The sequence below is a fragment of the Erythrobacter alti genome (genome assembly GCF_037996805.1).
In the GTDB taxonomy this organism is placed as follows: Bacteria; Pseudomonadota; Alphaproteobacteria; order Sphingomonadales; family Sphingomonadaceae; genus Alteraurantiacibacter; species Alteraurantiacibacter alti.
Genome location: NZ_JBBNAX010000001.1, coordinates 648,366 through 664,907, shown reverse-complemented (window position 1 = coordinate 664,907; position 16,542 = coordinate 648,366). Strand labels below are relative to the sequence as shown.

At 62.6% G+C, this 16,542-nt stretch carries 18 protein-coding genes; 12 read left to right on the top strand and 6 right to left on the bottom strand.

The annotated features are described in order from the left end of the window. Positions 1-105: 105 nt before the first annotated feature. Positions 106-2,805 carry a valine--tRNA ligase gene (locus AAC850_RS03250; RefSeq protein WP_340587173.1) on the bottom strand — a complete coding sequence of 900 codons (2,700 nt, stop codon included), beginning with the start codon at positions 2,803-2,805 and terminating at the stop codon, positions 106-108. Between the two features lie 85 nt (positions 2,806-2,890). Here AAC850_RS03250 and AAC850_RS03245 point away from each other — a divergent pair, with 85 nt between their 5' ends. The 4 genes from AAC850_RS03245 to AAC850_RS03230 are packed head-to-tail and all read left to right on the top strand — an operon-like array spanning position 2,891 to position 6,452. Beyond that, entirely contained in the window at positions 2,891-4,000 is a 1,110-nt protein-coding gene (locus AAC850_RS03245; protein WP_340587172.1) for an MlaE family ABC transporter permease, read from the top strand. After that, the gene (locus AAC850_RS03240) at positions 3,997-4,890 is read left to right on the top strand and encodes an ABC transporter ATP-binding protein (RefSeq protein ID WP_340587171.1); all 894 of its coding nucleotides are present in this window, start codon (positions 3,997-3,999) and stop codon (positions 4,888-4,890) included. The genes AAC850_RS03245 and AAC850_RS03240 overlap by 4 nt, the downstream gene beginning before the upstream one ends. Before the next feature lie 9 nt (positions 4,891-4,899). Then, the gene (locus tag AAC850_RS03235) at positions 4,900-5,847 is read left to right on the top strand and encodes an MlaD family protein (RefSeq protein ID WP_340587170.1); all 948 of its coding nucleotides are present in this window, start codon (positions 4,900-4,902) and stop codon (positions 5,845-5,847) included. Next, positions 5,844-6,452, top strand: coding sequence for an ABC-type transport auxiliary lipoprotein family protein (locus tag AAC850_RS03230; RefSeq protein ID WP_340587169.1), 609 nt, complete (start codon positions 5,844-5,846; stop codon positions 6,450-6,452). The genes AAC850_RS03235 and AAC850_RS03230 overlap by 4 nt, the downstream gene beginning before the upstream one ends. On the opposite strand, the gene AAC850_RS03225 is transcribed toward AAC850_RS03230, so the two are convergent. From AAC850_RS03225 to crcB, 5 genes are read right to left on the bottom strand one after another with little or no spacing between them, the layout of a single operon-like run. After that, positions 6,449-7,144 carry an ATP12 family chaperone protein gene (locus AAC850_RS03225; RefSeq protein WP_340587168.1) on the bottom strand — a complete coding sequence of 232 codons (696 nt, stop codon included), beginning with the start codon at positions 7,142-7,144 and terminating at the stop codon, positions 6,449-6,451. The two genes, AAC850_RS03230 and AAC850_RS03225, sit on opposite strands and share 4 nt — an antisense overlap. Continuing rightward, positions 7,141-7,359, bottom strand: coding sequence for a hypothetical protein (locus AAC850_RS03220; RefSeq protein ID WP_340587167.1), 219 nt, complete (start codon positions 7,357-7,359; stop codon positions 7,141-7,143). The genes AAC850_RS03225 and AAC850_RS03220 overlap by 4 nt, the downstream gene beginning before the upstream one ends. Further along, positions 7,352-8,011 (bottom strand): HAD-IA family hydrolase, encoded by a 660-nt coding sequence (locus tag AAC850_RS03215; protein ID WP_340587166.1) that lies wholly within the window; start codon positions 8,009-8,011, stop codon positions 7,352-7,354. Before AAC850_RS03215 ends, AAC850_RS03220 begins: the two co-directional genes overlap by 8 nt. Then, positions 8,008-9,159, bottom strand: a complete 1,152-nt coding sequence (locus tag AAC850_RS03210) for an RluA family pseudouridine synthase (RefSeq protein ID WP_340587165.1) — start codon at positions 9,157-9,159, stop codon at positions 8,008-8,010. The genes AAC850_RS03215 and AAC850_RS03210 overlap by 4 nt, the downstream gene beginning before the upstream one ends. Next, complete coding sequence (crcB, locus tag AAC850_RS03205; RefSeq protein WP_340587164.1) at positions 9,156-9,569, bottom strand: fluoride efflux transporter CrcB; 414 nt, start codon at positions 9,567-9,569, stop codon at positions 9,156-9,158. Before crcB ends, AAC850_RS03210 begins: the two co-directional genes overlap by 4 nt. A 227-nt stretch (positions 9,570-9,796) precedes the next feature. On the opposite strand from crcB, the gene rpsU reads away from it, so the two are divergent. The 8 genes from rpsU to AAC850_RS03165 all read left to right on the top strand — a co-directional run bounded on the left by rpsU (position 9,797) and on the right by AAC850_RS03165 (position 16,542). Next, a complete protein-coding gene (gene rpsU / locus AAC850_RS03200; RefSeq protein WP_340587163.1) occupies positions 9,797-10,000 on the top strand; it encodes a 30S ribosomal protein S21 in 204 nt (67 codons plus the stop codon). 138 nt (positions 10,001-10,138) lie between these two features. Next, positions 10,139-10,726 carry an FKBP-type peptidyl-prolyl cis-trans isomerase gene (locus tag AAC850_RS03195; RefSeq protein WP_340587162.1) on the top strand — a complete coding sequence of 196 codons (588 nt, stop codon included), beginning with the start codon at positions 10,139-10,141 and terminating at the stop codon, positions 10,724-10,726. A gap of 28 nt (positions 10,727-10,754) precedes the next feature. After that, complete coding sequence (locus AAC850_RS03190; RefSeq protein ID WP_340587161.1) at positions 10,755-12,485, top strand: DUF4153 domain-containing protein; 1,731 nt, start codon at positions 10,755-10,757, stop codon at positions 12,483-12,485. Positions 12,486-12,535: 50 nt separating this feature from the next. Next, a complete protein-coding gene (gene gatC, locus AAC850_RS03185) occupies positions 12,536-12,838 on the top strand; it encodes an Asp-tRNA(Asn)/Glu-tRNA(Gln) amidotransferase subunit GatC (RefSeq protein WP_340587160.1) in 303 nt (100 codons plus the stop codon). Then, positions 12,838-14,319 carry an Asp-tRNA(Asn)/Glu-tRNA(Gln) amidotransferase subunit GatA gene (gatA, locus tag AAC850_RS03180; RefSeq protein ID WP_340587159.1) on the top strand — a complete coding sequence of 494 codons (1,482 nt, stop codon included), beginning with the start codon at positions 12,838-12,840 and terminating at the stop codon, positions 14,317-14,319. The genes gatC and gatA overlap by 1 nt, the downstream gene beginning before the upstream one ends. Next, entirely contained in the window at positions 14,316-14,582 is a 267-nt protein-coding gene (locus AAC850_RS03175) for a hypothetical protein (protein WP_340587158.1), read from the top strand. Before gatA ends, AAC850_RS03175 begins: the two co-directional genes overlap by 4 nt. Then, on the top strand, positions 14,579-16,078 hold the full coding sequence (gene gatB, locus AAC850_RS03170) for an Asp-tRNA(Asn)/Glu-tRNA(Gln) amidotransferase subunit GatB (protein WP_340587157.1): 1,500 nt from the start codon (positions 14,579-14,581) through the stop codon (positions 16,076-16,078). The genes AAC850_RS03175 and gatB overlap by 4 nt, the downstream gene beginning before the upstream one ends. After that, positions 16,075-16,542: a tRNA (cytidine(34)-2'-O)-methyltransferase gene (locus AAC850_RS03165; RefSeq protein WP_340587232.1), complete on the top strand. Its 468-nt coding sequence runs from the start codon at positions 16,075-16,077 to the stop codon at positions 16,540-16,542. The genes gatB and AAC850_RS03165 overlap by 4 nt, the downstream gene beginning before the upstream one ends.

Genomic DNA, 16,542 nt, shown 5'->3' with positions numbered 1-16,542 from the left:
AAAACCCGAGGCCCGAAAACGGGGCTGTTCGGAGCATCAGGGCTGGAGAGTGCGCTTGTCATGCAGCCACCCTTGCACAGAGTCGGGCAGTAGGGAATCTGCAGCTCACCCCAATCGCGCCAGCGCCGCCTCCAGCCGCTCGGCTTCGGCCTTGTGATGGGCAAGGTCCGCGCGCGCCTTTTCGACCGCTTCGGGTTTGGCGCGTTCGACGAAATTGGCATTGCCCAGCCGCCCTTCGAGCGACTTGGCTTCCTTCTGCGAGCCGGCGAGCGCCTTCTCAAGACGCGCGCGTTCGGCATCAATGTCTATCACGCCTTCGAGCGGCACGATGAACACGTCCTCTCCCGCCGTCACCTGCATCGCTGCGCCGGTGGGAGCTTCGCCAAGAGTTATCGGCGTCAGTCGCGCGAGCCGCTCGATGGCGGCGGAGCTGCGCTCGACCACGCTGCGGGCAAGGTCGGACGGGGCAGGGCAGTAGGCGGGCAATTTCTCGCCCGGCGAAATGCCCAATTCGTTGCGCGCTCCGCGGCTCGCGGTTGTGAGCGCGATCGTCCAGTCGATTGCGTCGGTCGCCTCTTTGGAAACCTGCGCACGCGGATCGGGCCATTTGGCGCAGATCAGATCGTAACTGCGATCACCCTGGGCGTTCCACAATTCCTCGGTCACGAAGGGCATGAAGGGGTGCAGCATAACGAAAATCTGGTCGAGCGCCCATCCGGCAACTTCGCGCGTTTCCACCGCCGCCGAACTGCTCGCGTCGCCTGCAAAGACAGGCTTGATCAGTTCGAGATACCAGTCGCAGAAGCGCGACCATGTAAACTGGTAGATCGTGTTTGCCGCCGCGTCGAAACGCAGGTCTGCCATCGCGCTTTCGAGCGCTTCGACCGTCTGCTGGACCTCGCCGATGATCCACTGGTTTGCCGCCAGCCTGGCTTCGGGAGCCTTGATCGTGGACGAAGCGCCAATACCGTTCGACTGGCAGAAACGCGTTGCATTCCAGAGCTTTGTCGCGAAATTGCGATAGCCCTCGACGCGCCGTTCATCCATCTTGATGTCGCGCCCCTGGCTTTCCATCGCCGCCATGAAGAAGCGCAATGCATCGGCGCCATACTTGTCGATCAGGCCGAGCGGATCGACTACGTTGCCTTTTGACTTGCTCATCTTGGAACCGTCTGCCGCGCGCACCAACCCGTGCAGGTAGAGCTTCTCCCAAGGACGGGCGTCCATGTTGTAATAGCCCATCATCATCATGCGGGCGTCCCAGAAGAACAATATGTCGAACCCGCTGATGAGGAGGTTGTTCGGGTAGTGCTTTTCGAGCAGCGCGGTCTCGTCGGGCCAGCCGAGCGTGGCGAAGGGCCACAGGGCGGAAGAGAACCATGTGTCGAGCACGTCCTCGTCGCGGGTTAGCTCAACGCTTGCGCCTGCCTTGGCCTGCGCTGACTCTTCATCTTCGGCGACATAGACATTGCCTGCGGCATCATACCACGCAGGAATCCGGTGGCCCCACCAAAGCTGGCGGCTGACGCACCACGGCTGGATGTTTTCCATCCAGTTGAAGAAGGTCTTTTCCCATGTCTTCGGGACGATCTCGATTTCGCCCGATTTCACCGCAGCGATGGGGCGCACGGCGAGCTTTTCGGCATCGACATACCACTGGTCGGTCAGCCACGGCTCGATAACCACGCCGCCGCGGTCGCCGAAAGGTGTCGCGATGGTGCGCGGCTCGGCGTCGAGTTCGACCTCCTCGCCTTTCTTGGTCTTGCTGATGTGCGGCACGAGGTGGCCGCTCTCTTTGAGCATCACCACCACCCGCTCACGCGCATCGAAGCGGTCCATGCCGAGCAGTTCATCGGGGATCAGCCCGTCCGCCACCTGACACACGCGCGCTTCGGCATCGAGCATGTTGAGCATGTCGCCGGGCACAATACCTGCGCGCTTGCCGACGTCGAAATCGTTGAAGTCGTGCCCCGGTGTAATCTTCACCGCGCCGCTGCCCAGTTCGGGATCGGCGTGTTCGTCCGCAACGATGGGAATTTCACGGCCCGTAATGGGCAGCTTCACCTTGGCCCCGCGCGCAACAAGGTCCTTGTAGCGGTCGTCATCGGGATGCACCGCCACTGCCATGTCGGCGAGCATGGTTTCGGGCCGGGTGGTGGACACGCGCACTTCACCCGAACCATCGGCGAGCGGGTAGGTGATGGTCCAGAAACTGCCCTGGACATCGCGCGTCTCGACCTCGAGATCGCTGATCGCGGTCTTGAGCTTGGGGTCCCAATTTACCAGCCGCTTGTCGCGGTAGATCAGGCCATCATTGTGGAGGTCGACAAAGGTCTTGAGCACGGCCTTGGTGAAGTGATCGTCCATGGTGAACTGTTCGCGGCTCCAGTCCATCGAACAGCCCAGCCGGCGCAACTGGCGGGTGATCTGGCCGCCGCTCTCGGCTTTCCAGTCCCACACTTTCTGCACGAATTCCTCGCGCGAATAATTGGTGCGCTTGTCCTGCTTTTCCTCAAGCTGGCGCTCGACCACCATTTGCGTGGCGATCCCGGCGTGATCCATGCCCACCACCCACAGCGCATCCTTGCCGCGAAGCCGTTCGTAACGGATCACGATATCCTGCAAGGTATTGTCCAGTGCGTGGCCGATATGCAGGCTGCCCGTCACATTGGGTGGCGGATTGACCAGCGTGAAAGGCTCGGCATTCGGGCGCTCTGGCCGGAAGCTGCCGTTTTCCTCCCAATGGGAATACCATTTCGCTTCGATAGCGGCGGGGTCGAAGGTTGTGTCGAGCTCTTTCGTCATGTGAGGCGCTTTGCCAGCGCCTTATCTTAAGGGCAACACGCGAAAATCTTGCGAGGCATCGGTTTTGCCCTCATAGGATGCCCCAATGCGCGAATGGGCCGACTTTAGTGTGGAAGAACGTGGTGGCCGGGTAACCGTATCCATCACCGGGCCGCTGGTAGTCTCGGGCATCGGCCTGCTCGACCCGCAATTGCGCGATTACAGCGAATCGGTGCAGTTCGTCGACATTTCCGGCGCAACCAGCGTGGACACGGTCGGTGCTTGGATCGTCCATCGTTTTGCCGAAGAACATGGTGCCGAGATTGTCGGCGCGAGCGAAGTGGCAGAAGTGCTGCTGGAAGCGGTCGAGGAAAGCGCCAGCACTGCCGCAATCATTCCGCCGCGACCCTATATCTTTGGCCGCGTTACCGAACACGTGGGTAAGAAGGTTGTCGAATTCCTCGCAGGGCTGCGTAAGAACATCGGCTTTCTTGGCGCGCTGTTGATCGCATTCGGGTCAGTCATGCTGCATCCGCGCCGGTTCCGCATGAAGGCGCTGGTGCGGCAGATGGAGCTCGTTGGCGTGAGTTCGCTGCCGATCATCGGGTTGATGAGCTTTCTCATCGGTATCGTGATTGCGCAGCAGGGCGCGGTTCAATTGCAGCAATTCGGTGCGGAAACGCTGACGGTGAATCTGGTCGGACGCATCACCTTGCGCGAGCTGGGCGTGCTGATGACAGCGATCATGGTGGCGGGCCGTTCGGGCTCTGCCTTTGCGGCGCAGATCGGCACGATGCAGCTGACTGAAGAAATCGACGCTATGCGCACGATTGGCGTCTCTCCGATGGAGGCGCTGGTCATCCCGCGCATTCTTGCCGCGGTTATCATGATGCCGCTGCTCGGCTTCTATGCCTCCGTCGTCGCGATCATCGGCGGCGCGGTAATCGGCGATGTCATGCTGGGCATTCCGTTCCTCACCTTCCTTGCCCGCGTGCAGGAAGTCGTGCCGATGTACGACTTCTACGTTGGCATGTTGAAGGCTCCGGTCTTCGGCCTGATCATCGCGCTGTCGGGTTGCTATCAGGGGATGCAGGTCAAGGGTAACGCCGAGGAAGTTGGCCTGCGCACGACGATGGCGGTCGTGCAAGCGATCTTCATGGTCATTGTGCTCGACGCGTTCTTCGCAGTCTTCTTTACGGAATTGGGCTGGGGATGAGCGAAGAGGACGACGATCTGCGCAACCAGGTGCTTGAAGAAGCATCCGATGATGTGCCCGAGAAATTCGAGGGCGAGCACCCCATCTGCATCCGCGGCCTGACCAATGCCTTTGGTGATTTTGTCGTACATGACGAGCTTGATCTCGACGTGCGCAAGGGCGAGATTCTCGGCGTCGTCGGTGGATCGGGAACCGGCAAGTCGGTGCTGATGCGCTCCGTCATCGGATTGCAAGTCCCGCAGGAGGGCGACATCGAGGTGTTCGGCCAGAACATCACCGATGCAGAGCCTGACGAGGTGATCGGCGTGCGCAACCGTTGGGGCGTGTTGTTCCAGGGCGGGGCACTGTTCTCCACGCTGACCGTGGCCGAGAACGTGCAGGTTCCGCTCAAGCAGTTCTACCCCGAACTGAAGCAGGAACTGCTCGACGAGATTGCGCGTTACAAGACCGTGCTGACAGGTCTTCCTGCCGAAGCGGCGAGCAAGTTCCCGAGCGAGCTATCGGGCGGTATGCGCAAACGCGCAGGGCTGGCGCGCGCCCTGTCGCTCGATCCCGAACTGCTGTTCCTCGACGAGCCGACGGCGGGCCTCGATCCCATCGGCGCGGCCAAGTTCGATGAGCTGCTGCGTGAACTGACCGATACGCTGGGCCTGACAGTCTTTCTCATCACCCACGATCTCGACACGCTGTATGCAATTTGCGACCGCGTTGCGGTGCTGGCCGACAAGAAGGTGATCGCCGTGGGCACGATCCCCGAATTGCTCGAAACAGATCATCCGTGGATCCAGGAATATTTCAACGGACCGCGCAGCCGAGCCGCTGCGCAATCTTACCAGGGATCCGATGTTCGCCGGAAAGCATTGGACAAGTCCCACGGCGGGGAGGCATAGACCAAAGCCATGGAAACACGCGCCAATCACGTTTGGGTCGGAGCCGTCACCCTGCTGTTGCTGGCAGCCGCGGCGGTGTTCTTCGTCTGGCTGGCAAGGCTTGGCGACCGCGCGAATGAGGAATATGACATATTCTTCGAACAATCGGTCGGCGGCGTCGCCGAAGGATCGGTCGTAACCTATTCGGGCGTACCTGTCGGGCAGGTCAGCGATATCTCGATCTGGGAACGCGATCCCGAATTCGTCAAAGTCCGCATCCGGCTCGACGATGATGTTCCTATCCATGTCGGCACCGAAGCAAGCGTCTCCGCCAGCTTCACCGGCGTATCGAACATTTCACTGGCTGGCGGTCGCAGCAATCTGCCTGAAATCAGCTGCGATACGACCGACTGTCCAGAAGGTGTTCCGGTCATTCCGCCAGCGCCCGGCGCAATCGGCGAGATTCTCGCCAGCGCGCCGCTGCTGCTCGAACGCCTCGCCACGCTGACCGACAGGCTCACGCGCGTGCTTGATGACGACAACCAGGATTCCATTGCCGGCATATTGCGCAATACCGATGCCATCAGCGGCGAACTGGCGCGCACTTCGCCCGAGATTGAGCGCACCTTGCAGGAACTGCAAGGCACGCTGAACCAGTCCACCGCGACGCTTGCCGCATTTGAAGACACCTTGCGTTCGGTTGACGGGCTGGTCGAAAATGACGGTGCGCAATTGTCCGCCGACCTGCGCCAGACGCTGGCTTCAGCACGCGGCGCGGCCGCTGCGCTCGAAGCATCGCTCGAAAATGTCGAGCCGCTGACCCGCCAGCTTTCACAGGACACCTTGCCGGCGGCCACTGCCGCGATGCGCGACCTGCGCTCCACTAGCCAGAGCCTTCGCAACATGACAGAGCGGCTGGAAACCGAAGGCGCAGGTTCGCTGGTCGGTGGCCAGGCCTTGCCGGATTACGAGCCATGAGAGTGAACCCCATGCGTCGACGCATCTTCAAACCCGCATTCGCAGCCCTGGCTTCGCTGGGCCTGCTGTCCGGCTGCATCAGCTTCGGCGCCGAACCGCCCGAACAATTGCTCACGCTGACGCCGATGGCCAGCGTCCCCGCAGGTGCGGCGACCGAAGGGCAGGCAACTGCGGCACTCGCGGTGCAGGTGCCCGATGTCTCGCAGCGCCTGAACGTCAACCGCATTCCGGTGGTGACTTCGGACAGCTCGCTCGCCTATCTCGCCGATGCGTTCTGGGTGGAAAAGCCAGCGCAATTGTTCCGCAATGTGCTCGCCGAAACGATCCGTGCGAAGGGCAATCGCCTTGTCGCGAGCGGCGGAGAGCTGGAATATGTCGCGCAGACACAGCTCGCCGGTACGCTTGCCGCAATGGATTACGACGCGGTCACCGGAAGCGTGGTCGTGCGCTATGACGCGGTGCTCGAATTGCCCGATGGTCGCGTGTTGACCCGCCGGTTCGAGGAAAGCGTCAGCGGCATTGCGCCGGAAGCTAATGCAGTCGGCGCGGCGTTGAATCAAGCGGCGAACACCGTGGCGGACCAGGTCGCGGAGTGGGTCGGCTAGCCCCGCACGGCCTCTGCAAATTGCGCCGCCTTCTCGAACGCTTCGAGCCGCTGTGCGCGCACGGTCTCGGCCTCCGCATCCCAGCCCCATAGCTCGGCCTGCCAGTCTTCCTCGGCATTGGCGGCAGCAAAGAGTCCGGACACGTCCGCCCCATCTTCCAGCACGGCAAGCGGCACGACAAGCGAGGCTGCGATCGAGGCGAGTGTCGCCAGTGCGGCCAGCGTAAAATCGTCCTCGTCTTCCAGCCTGTCGCGCAATACCGCGATGGTTTCATCGGACTGCGCGTGGTGAACGATCCCGCTTACCCGCACCAGCTTCACCGCATGGCGCTCCTCGCAGGCTGTGACGAGAGGCTCCCACAAGTCCTGCTGGCGTTCGTATAGCGGCTGGTCGGGATCGGCGCGGTAGCACAGCGTGTCGGTGCCCGCGTAGTCGAGCAGCTTGCCGATGGCCGCAGATCGTTCCGGGCGCACAATATCGATGGCGAAGTCGGCGAGGTCGCGGAAGATGAAGCTGCGCGGATCGACTTCCTCGCCCTGCGCACGCCATTCTCCTGCGAGCAATTCGGCAGCGGCCCTGCTCGGCACGATCTGCTGCGAGCCCAATTGCGTGCGCAGCGGGCGCGCGTCGAGCGTAACCTGCCAGCCGCCACCGGCCTCGATCAGTGCAACATTCTTGTAAAAGCGCTTCATTCGGACGGAGTCTTCCAGCGGCGCGCGATCTGGATCGGCAGGATGAAGAAAGCGAACATGCCGATAACGATCATTCCTATGCCGAGAGCCTGCGGTCCGGAAACTCTCTCGCTGAGGATAACGATCCCGCCCAGCAGCAGGAGCAGACCGCCCAGCCGGATCGCCTGCAGCATCATCCAGCGAGATTTTGCGGGATCGTGGTCCTGATCAGCCATTGAGCAAAGCCTCCAGTTCGGCAGTATCCTGCGCCACGCCGCGTGCACCGGCGGCTAGCAGTTCTTCCGTCTCGTGATAGCCCCAGCTCACGCCCAGCGCCTGCGTCCCCGCCTCGGCGGCCATCTGCATATCGTAGACCGTATCGCCGATCATCACCGTGTTGGCAGGTTCTGCCAGCACATCATTCATTGCAGCCTGCAACATGGCCGGGTGCGGTTTCGAGGGGTGGCGGTCGGCGGTGTGGGTGGCGGCGAACAAGTCGCTGAGGCCATTGGCGCTGAGCGTTGCCGCAAGTCCGCGATCCGATTTGCCGGTGGCGACCGCAAGCATCCAGCCTTGCGCGTGGAGGCGGTGAAGCAGGTCGACAATCCCCTCGAACAGCGGTTCGCGCAGGGATCCGTCTTCGCGCGATTGGCGGAAGCCGATCTTGTAAGCCTCGACCGCCGCGCTGTGCTGGTCTGCGGAGGCATCGGGCGCAAGGTGGCGCACCGCTTGCGGCAGGCTCAACCCGACGATGCGGCGGACCAGGTGGCGATCGGGCGGCGGAAGGCCGGCCTCCGCAAAGGCAATATCCATCGCGTGGCAGACACCCGCCTGCCCGTCGGACAAGGTTCCGTCGCAATCGAATACGGCGAGCCTTGTGGCGCTCACGTCCGGCGACCCTTGGGTTTGGCCGGAGGTTTGCGTACCCCGCGTTTCTTGCCGCCTTCGGCTCCGCGCGCCTTGCGCTCGCCGCGGCGGGCCTTGCGATATTGCTTGGCATGAGCCTTGGCCGCCTGCTTCTTTTCCGCCTTGTTGCGTTCGGGCGGGGGCGTGGCGATCGGTCCCGCATCGCTCAGCGACAGGTCGAAACCCAATTGCTCCATGCTTTGCGCGAAATGTTCGGGCAGGTCGGCGGTTACGTCCAGCGTTTCGCCCTTGGGCGCGTCGATGATGAGGCGGCGCGCGTGGAGGTGCATCTTGCGGCTGACGCTGCCGGTGAGGAAAGCGTCCTGACCGCCATATTTGCCATCACCCACGATCGGGTGTCCGATGGCGGCCATATGGACGCGCAGCTGGTGCGTGCGTCCGGTGAAAGGCTGCAGTTCGACCCATGCGGCGGCGTTTCCGGCCCGTTCGACCACGCGGTAGACCGTGCGTGCGGGCTGTCCGCCTTCCATATCGACATGCATCTTCTCGCCGCCGGTTCCCGGCTGCTTGGCGAGCGGTGCATCGATTGTGCCTTCGGCCACATCGGGCACGCCCACGACCAGCGCCCAGTAGATCTTCTTCGCACTGCGACCTGAAAACCGCTTCGAGAAGAAAGCTGCGCTGCCGGCGGTTCGTGCGATCAGCAAAACGCCCGATGTATCCTTGTCGAGCCGGTGGACAAGGCGCGGGCGCGATTCGTCCTCGCCCGCATAGGCATCGAGCAATCCGTCGACGTGTCTGGTGGTCTTCGTGCCGCCCTGCGTGGCTAGCCCCGGAGGCTTGTTGAGCACCAGCGCCGATTTGGTGCGGGTGATCAGCATTTCTTCGGCGAGCGCTTCTTCCTCGGGCGTCAGGTCGCGGCGTTCGCGCTGGGTGCGGGCGCGGTCTTCTCCGCCGGGAGGAACGCGCAGCACCTGGCCCTCGGCCAGCCGGTCATCGACCTTGGCGCGCTTGCCATCGACGCGGATCTGGCCCGTGCGTGCCCAGCGGCTGACCGTGCCGAAGCCGATCTGCGGAAGGTGGCGCTTGAACCAGCGATCCAGCCGCACACCCTCGTCATCGGCGTCGACGGTGAACTGGCGCACCTGGTCCTTGTTCGTGTCGGTCATGAGAACACCCGCGTCATGGCGAGGCCGAACACGAAGCCGGTCACGCCGAGCCCGACCGATAGCATCAGGTAAATCGCTGCAAGTCCAACCTGGCCGCGCTGGATCAGCATGGCGAGTTCGAGGCTGAAGGCGCTGAAAGTGGTGAACCCGCCAAGCAGTCCGACGCCCAGCAGCAGCCGTAGCCCTTCGGCATTTTCGGGCGCGCTGCGCACCAGCCAGCCGGCCAGCAGGCCCATCAGCAGGCTGCCGAGCGTATTGACCGCCAACGTGGCGAAAGGGAAAGTGCTGACGACGGGCGCGCCCAACCACGCGGTCATCAATCGACCGAGCTGGTAGCGCGCGAGTGCCCCGATTCCGCCGCCAAGGGCGACCGAAAGCGAGGCATAGAGTTGCGGGGTGGCATTGGACATGGAGCGCCTCCTAGCCGCTGGAGCCACGCGGCGGAAGGCGAAAGGCGCTTGATAGCTTGCTTTTCCTACCTGATTCGCTTATCTGCGCCCTCAGCGAGCCGATCCGGTTACGGATTCGGCGCAATTGCCTTTTGGCGATTGGCATATTTTTTTGATGAATAACGGTGCATCCCGCGCCTTGATCCGCGGGCTCTGGTCGTTTGGAACTATGAAAGAAGCTTGGTTTTATGCAGATCATCGTCCGCGATAACAATGTCGAACAGGCCCTGCGCGCGCTCAAGAAGAAGCTGCAGCGCGAAGGTGTGTATCGCGAGATGAAGCTGCGTCGCCACTACGAAAAGCCCAGCGAAAAGCGCGCCCGTGAAAAGGCTGCTGCCGTGCGCCGCGCCCGCAAGCTGGAGCGCAAGCGCATGGAACGCGACGGAGTCTAGGACCACCGCGTTTCGGATATAAGAGCGGTCTGGCTTGAAAGCCGGACACAGCTAAGCCAAAGGGGCGTGGAAAGTTATTTCCGCGCCCCTTTGCTTTGTGGGTTATCGGGCGCGCCCCATCTTACAGGATATCGATCCATGGCCGAAGTCACCCGCGTTCCCCTGCAGCCGATCGCCAAGGGCTCGCTGCTCAAACTGTGGCTCGGCGTTCTCGTCGCCGTGCTCGTGGCAGCGGGCGTTGCCTGGGCTGCGATGCCCAAGGGGCTGACTGTGGAAACAGTGACGGCGGGCGAAGGCCCTAACCCGACCGAAAGCAGCGTGGTATTCCTCGATTACGTCGGCAAGCTGGAAGACGGTACCGAATTCGACCGCTCGCCCGAATCACTGCAGATGCCGCCCGAAATCGCTGCGATGATCCCGCGCGGCGTGCCCATGCCGGTTGGCGACATGGTGCCCGGCTTCAGCCAGGGCCTGCTGCAAACCCAGAAGGGCGGAACCTACCTGATCGAGTTTCCTGGTGAGCTTGGCTACGGCGATACACCACCGCCGCAGTCGGACATTCCGGCCAATGCGGGTCTCTCTTTCGAAGTCACGGTTCACGAAATTCTGACCGAGGAAGAATTCCAGCAGCTAGCCCAACGCGTGCAGACCATCATGATGCAGGCGCAGATGGAAGCGCAGGCAGGTGAGAGCGGTGCACAGGCACCTGCTGCTCCGCCGCAATAGGCTGTACTGAAGGGGAAGGGGGAAGGACATGACCGGAGCCACGCAAGACGAAAAGGCTCCTGTTGAGCAAGCCGTCCTCCTCGAAGACTGGCCGCTGCGGCCGTGGATACTCGCGGTGCTCGGCGCAATCGCCGGGCTTGGCGTTTACGAGCTGCTCGAGGATTTCGACACTGAGCCACTGCGGGCGGCCCTTGCGGCTCTGATGTTCTTCGGAGCGATCGCCGCCGGTTTCGTGCTGCGCCCGCAGCGCCTGGCCGAAGCAGCGATATTCGCGCTTGGTATCGGCCTCGTCATGGCGGGGATCGCCTATTTCGCGGTCAATGCACATGAAAGCCACGCGGGGGAGGAGTTCGCCTTTGCCGCAGGCGTATTCTTCTCCGTCCTCGCGATCCCCTTGTTCCAGGCAAATTTCCATCGCCTGCGCTGGGACACACCTTATCCGGCGACGCACTTCTACGTCTGGACCGATGCGGTAAGCGCGGGCGGCGCTTTCCTGTTCATGGGATTGAGCTGGGCGCTGCTGTGGCTGCTGCACGGACTGTTCAGCCTGATCGGCATCGACGTGATCGAGGAGCTGATCCAGACCGGCTGGTTCAGCGCGATGTTCGTCGGCCTGACCTTCGGCGCGGCGCTGGGTGTGCTGCGCAACCAGCTTGGCATTATCGGGACCTTGCAGCGCGTGGTCATGCTGGTGTTTTCGCTGCTCGCCGTCCCCTTCGCGCTCGCGCTGCTGATCTTCCTCGTCATTTTGCTGTTTTCGGGCGGGTCTGCCCTGTGGGACGCGACCGACAGCGCCACGCCGGTGCTGCTGACCTGCGCCGTGGGCTGCTTCGTCCTGAGCAATGCCGTGGTACGCGATGACGATGCGCAGCGCAGCTCCAGCGCTTTCATGCAATCGGCGGCGCTGGTGCTTGCCTTCTGTATCCTCCCGCTGACCGTGTTTGCCGCGATCAGCATGGGTATCCGTATCGACCAGCACGGCCTCTCACCCGAGCGCATCTGGGCGCTGATCGCTATCGTGATCGCGTGCAGCTATGGCCTTGCCTATTGGGTCGGGCTGGCGCGTGGCCGGATGGCGGGATGGAGCCAATATCTGCGCCGCGCCAATATGCACCTCGCGGTGGTGACCTGCGGTATCGCGCTTGTCCTTGCCTTTCCGCTGATAGACTTTGGCGGCATATCAGCGAAGAACCAGGTCGCGCGGCTCGATGCTGGCAAGGTGAGCCTTGAGGAGTTCGACCTTGCAGCGCTTCGCTGGGACTTCGGCGATGCGGGTCGCGAGGTGCTCGCAGAACTGGCCGAGCGCGAAGGCGAAGTGGCGCAATTGGCGCAGGCTGCGCAGGCGCAGACGGAGCGGCCATATGACTACGGTTACGCGCGTAGGGTAGAAGCCGACTACAATTTGCGGGTCCAGCCGGACGATCCCGAATTACGCGAGTTCATTATAGGCAAGCTGCAAGAGCAGCCGTGGAAATGCCAGAACCAATGCCTCGCACTCGATATCGGGCGAAACGCTGATGGGCAGCGGCAGGTGGCTCTTATCCAGCACCGCGCTTTCGAGATTTACACCATGGGCGGTGATGAACCTGCCGATACCCCAATTCCTGAGCCGGACAGGAACCTGACCAGCGGTGAACTGAAGGAGGATTCGGTGGTCGAAATCCATACAATCCCGCAACGCTATATCGTGATCGACGGGGTGCCTATGCAGGCGCCGCTTGGAGCAGAGGGCGAAGTCGCGATCGAAGGCGACAATTAGGGCCTACCGAATAGCTTGAAGCTGCCCACACTCGCCGCTATCGCGCCTGCATGTCCGTTACCCGAGAAGAAGTGGCGAAAATCGCCTCGCTGGCACGCATAGAGATGCACGAGGGCGATCTCGATCATCTGGTGCCCGAATTCAACAAGATCCTCGAATGGGTCGAGCAGCTGGGCGAGGTCGATACCTCCGGCGTCGAGCCGATGACCGCGGTCATCGAGCAGAAGCTGCGCCTGCGCGACGACGTAATCGATGCCGATCCCAAGACCGGCGGCGGTCGGCGCGACGATGTGCTCGCCAATGCTCCGGTGGCAGAACACGGCTTTTACGGCGTGCCCAAGGTGATCGAATAATGACCGAATTTACCAAGCTTGGCGTTCGCGAGATTCGCGATGGCGTTGCCGGTGGAGACTTCACCGCGCGCGAAGTGGCGGACAGTTTCAATGCCGCTGTCGAAGCCGCAAACGCGCTCAACGCCTTCATTGTCGTTACGCCAGAGAAGGCGATTGATGCTGCCGATGCGGTCGATGCCGCGCGCGCGGCGGGCAAGGACCTTGGCCCGATGGCGGGCGTGCCGATCGGCATGAAGGACCTGTTCTGCACCGACGGTGTGCAGACGACGGCGGCGAGCCACATGCTCGAAGGTTTCGTCCCGCGCTATGAAAGCACAGTTTCGCAGAAATTGTGGGATGCGGGCTGCGGCATGTTGGGCAAGCTCAACATGGACCAGTTCGCAATGGGTTCGTCCAACGAGACCAGCCATTTCGGCAACGTCGCATCACCCTGGCGCAAGCAAGGCAGCAATGCCGCGATGAGCCCGGGCGGTTCGTCGGGTGGCTCCTCTGCAGCGGTGGCTGCGCGTATCGCTCCGGCAGCGACCGGCACCGATACCGGCGGATCGATCCGCCAGCCCGCCGCCTTCACCGGCATTTGCGGGATCAAGCCGACCTATGGCCGCTGCTCGCGCTGGGGCGTTGTCGCGTTCGCCAGCTCGCTCGACCAGGCAGGGCCGATGGCCCGCAGCGTAGAAGATTGCGCGATCATGCTGGGCGCGATGGCGGGGTTCGATCCGAAGGATTCGACCAGCCTCGACGCGCCCGTGCCCGACTGGTTCGGAAATCTGGATGCGGATTTGCGCGGCAAGAAAGTCGGCATTCCCAAAGAATACCGGATGGAAGGCACCGATCAGGCGATCCTCGACAGTTGGGATCAGGGCGCGCAATGGCTGCGCGATGCCGGGGCTGAGATCGTCGAGGTCAGCCTGCCGCACACCAAATATGCGCTGCCCGCCTACTATATTGTCGCTCCGGCGGAGGCATCGTCCAACCTCGCGCGCTATGATGGCGTGCGTTACGGCCTGCGCGACCTGCCCGAAGGCGCCGGCCTGCAGGACATGTACGCCGCCACCCGCGCCGAAGGTTTCGGGGACGAGGTGAAGCGCCGCGTGATGCTCGGCACCTATGTGCTCAGCGCTGGCTTCTACGATGCCTATTATACCCAGGCGATGAAGGTGCGTACGCTGGTGCAGCGCGATTTCGACGCGGCCTTTGGCGAATGCGACGTGATCCTCGCGCCCACAACGCCAACCGCGAGCTTCCCGCTGGATTCGCTCAACGACGATCCGCTGACGATGTATCTGAACGACGTCTACGCCGTGCCCGCCTCGCTCGCTGGCCTTCCCGCGATGAGCGTGCCTGCAACAATGACCGAGGATGGCCTGCCTTTGGGCTTGCAGATCGTGGGCCGCGCGATGGACGAGCAAGGCGTGCTGAATGCTGGCCTCGCCATCGAACAGCGCGCCGGGTTCACCGCACAGCCGGAGAAGTGGTGGTGAATATCTTCGGAGAATCAGCGACTGACAAGCGCGACCGCTCACTTGGTCTCGCCGGTCTTCTTGCAGGGACGCAGAGCCTGCGTATCCTTGCTGAACGGGGCATCGCATCACCGCAAGACATTGAGATTTCGATCGAGGGGATCAAACAAGTCCTCGATGGCGTGCCCGCCAATACTCTCGATGCGGAAATGCTTGGGAAATTCGACGCGCTTCTTGAAAGCATCCGGGGCGCCGCCCTTGCCAACTTCGGAAAAGACAGATGAGTAACTACCGCATTCACGGCGCAACGGGCGAGTGGGAGATCGTTGTCGGTCTCGAGGTCCATGCGCAGGTCACCTCCAACGCCAAGCTGTTCTCGGGCGCGTCCACCGCATTCGGGGCGGAGCCCAATACGCAGGTCAGTCTCGTCGATGCGGCGATGCCGGGAATGCTGCCCGTGCCCAATCGCGAATGCATCCGGCAGGCGGTGCGCACCGGCATGGCGATCGAGGCGCAGATCAACAAATGGTCACGTTTCGACCGCAAGAACTACTTCTACGCCGACCTGCCGCAAGGCTACCAGATCAGCCAGCTCTACCACCCGCTGGTAGGCAAGGGCGCGCTGCATATCGAGGCGGACGAGAAGGCCGGTATCCCTGCGGACAAGGTCATCGGGATCGAGCGTATCCATGTCGAGCAGGATGCGGGCAAGCTGATGCATGACCAGCATCCCACCATGTCCTATGTCGATCTCAACCGCACCGGCGTCGCGCTGATGGAAATCGTCAGCGATCCCGATATGACCTCACCCGCAGAGGCCGGGGCCTATGTCCGCAAGCTGCGCTCGATCCTGCGCTATGTCGGCTCGTGCGACGGGAACATGGAAGAAGGCTCGATGCGCGCCGACGTCAATGTCAGCGTGCGCCGTGTCGGTGACACCGAACTGGGCACGCGGACCGAGACGAAGAACGTCAATTCGGTGCGCTTCGTCATGCAGACGATCGAACACGAAGCCCAGCGCCAGGTTGATGTGCTGGAGGACGGCGGAAAGATCGTGCAGGAAACGCGCCTGTTCGATCCGGGCACCGGCACCACCCGCTCGATGCGGAGCAAGGAAGACGCGCATGATTATCGCTACTTCCCCGATCCCGACCTGCTGCCGCTCGAACTGGACGACGAATTCCTCGAGGCGTGCCGCGCCAGCCTGCCCGAACTGCCCGACGCCAAGCGCCGGCGGTACGAGAACGAGCTCGGCCTGACACCCTACAATGCCCGCGAACTTACCGCCGAGGTGGAGACATTTGCGCGGTTTGAAACGTTGCTGGCCGAAACCGCCAGCGCGCTCGGCAAGCCCGAGGCCAAGGTCGCGACGCAGGTCGCCAACTGGTCGCTCTCGGTCGCGCCAGGCGTGGTGAAGTCCTTGGGTGACGAAGCGGATATGGCTCACGCTACCGCCGCACGACAGGCCGCCATCCTCAAGATGCAGGACGCAGGCGAGATTTCGGGCGGTCAGGCCAAGGAAATCTATGAGATTGTCCTGAAGACCGGCCGCGAGCCCGACGAGATCGCTGACACCGAAGGCCTCAAGCAGGTCAGCGACACCGGCGCGATCGAAGCCGCCATCGAGCAGATCATCGCCGCCAATGGCGACAAGGTCGAGCAGTATAAGGCGGGCAAGGACAAGCTGTTCGGCTTCTTCGTCGGCCAGACGATGAAGGTGATGCAGGGCAAGGCCAACCCGGCGGTGGTGAACCAGATCTTGAAGGACAAGCTGGGCTGACCCGCCACGCGCCTTCCATAGTCCTCGTCCATCCGGAAATCCCCGGAAACACCGGCACGATCGGGCGCACCTGCGTGGCGCTCGGGCTGGAGCTGGTGCTTGTGCGACCTTACGGGTTCGAGATCACCGATACGCGGCTGAAACGCGCCGGGCTCGATTACTGGCAGCATGTGCGGCTGGCCGAGTACGACAGCTGGGAGGCATTCCTCGCCGAGCGCCAGCCGCGCGCGGACCAGCTGTTCCTGTTCGAGGATGATGGGCCCGCCAGCTTCTACGAGCCGGAATACCCCGCAGATGCCTATCTGGTGTTCGGCTGCGAAACGAAAGGGCTGCCCGAAGCCATCCGGGCAGCCCATGGTGATCGCGAATTTTACCTGCCGATGCGTTCCGAGCACATCCGCTCGCTCAATCTGGCGAATGCGGTGACAGCGGTGATCTACCAGGCGCTGCGGGGCAGTTTCTAG